This window comes from Streptomyces sp. NPDC054840 (assembly GCF_053611065.1).
The window spans coordinates 1-1,456 of the sequence record NZ_JBSGZP010001091.1; the positions used below are offsets into that span (position 1 = coordinate 1).

3 protein-coding genes are annotated in these 1,456 nt (G+C 70.7%); all 3 read left to right on the plus strand.

The features are described from left to right. Positions 1–92 precede the first annotated feature (92 nt). Positions 93–644, plus strand: a complete 552-nt coding sequence (locus ACWGIU_RS37780) for a hypothetical protein (protein ID WP_453712593.1) — start codon at positions 93–95, stop codon at positions 642–644. A gap of 9 nt (positions 645–653) precedes the next feature. Next, positions 654–1,205 carry an N-acetyltransferase family protein gene (locus ACWGIU_RS37785; protein ID WP_453712595.1) on the plus strand — a complete coding sequence of 184 codons (552 nt, stop codon included), beginning with the start codon at positions 654–656 and terminating at the stop codon, positions 1,203–1,205. Between the two features lie 64 nt (positions 1,206–1,269). Further along, positions 1,270–1,456 (plus strand): hypothetical protein (locus ACWGIU_RS37790; RefSeq protein WP_453712597.1); only part of this gene is annotated, 187 nt, incomplete at its 3' end.

Genomic DNA, 1,456 nt, shown 5'->3' on the forward strand with positions numbered 1-1,456 from the left:
GTTGCACTCGCGTCACACAGAACGATCTACCGGATCAGAACCCGCCGTGAGGGCGATTCCCGCAGATTGATCACAACAAAATACGCGCCCTAGTGCTCGCGTCCATGGCCCTGCTGGAACTGCGGGAGAAGCAGCCCCAGCCCGCGCTGGACCACGCCCGTCGGACCGCCGAACTCGCCGCGCCGTGGGCGCCGCCGTCGCTGCTGTCCATCCTCGCCACCCGGGAAGCACGGGCGCTGGCCATGCTCGGCGACTCAGCGTCGGCCCGCACCACGCTGGCGAACGCGGCCCGCCTGTACGAGAAGGACCGCGGGTCCCGGCCGGCACCGGAGTGGACGCTGTTCCACGGTCCGGCCGAACTCGCCTCGGCACAGGCCGAGCTGTTCACGGCAGCCGGGCATCACCGGGCCGCCGTGTCGTGGTTGCGCCGCTCCCTCGAACGGCAGGAAGCGACCTACGCCCGCAACGAGGCCTTGCAGCGGGCGGGGCTCGCCGGAGCGCTCGCCCGGTCGGGCGACGCCGACGAGGCGGCGCACCACCTCGAGCAGGGCGAGGCCCTGCTCACCGAGGTGTCTTCGGGACGGGCGCGGGAATCGCTGGCCGTGGCCCGCCGCGAAGTGGATCGTGTCCGCCCCACCCGATGAGGAGCCCCCGTGGAATACACCACCGTCACCGTCACCGACACCGTCGCCGCTGGGCGGGAGCTGGATGACCTCGCCCCGGTCTATGAAGCGGTGTTCGGCGAGCCCCCGTACAACGAGGGACCGCGTGACGTCGCCGAGTTCTTGGAGCGCTACCAGCGCGAGCACAAGACGCCCGGCTTCCGGCTGGTCCTGGCCCCCGACGGCGGCGAGCTCGCCGGGTTCGCCTACGGCCTTCCCCTCGCGTCCACCACCGGATGGTGGTCCGGATTCCTGGACACCGACCTGCCCGAGGAGTTCATCCGCGAGGACGGGCACCGCACGTTCGTCGTGATGGAACTCGCCGTGCTCGCCGACCGGCGCGGACAAGGCGTCGGACGGGCCCTGCACACCGCCCTGCTGAACGGAGTCACCGCAGAGCGGGTCACCCTCACCGTCCGCCCCGAAGCGCCAGCCGCCGCCTGGTACGAGCACCTGGGCTACCAGCTGGTTGGCCTCACCCAACCATGGGACGGCGCTCCCGTGTACCGATCCATGATCAAGCCGCTGCAGCCCGCGGTGTGAATCAGGGGGTGAAGAGTCCGGTGTGCCAGCGTAGTGCCGTCTCGCGCAGCACGGGTATCAGCTCGTGACGGCTCTCCACCGCGCCACCGCCTGCGACGACACCGGCCACCTGTTCACCACCATCAACGGACGCCCCCTCGAACCCCAAAGCCTCATCCGCATCCTGCGCACCGCGCAACCACCTCCCCCCGACCTCGAAGAAGCCGCCCCGAGCGTCTCCGCAGACGCCGTCACCCACTCACCCGCGCACC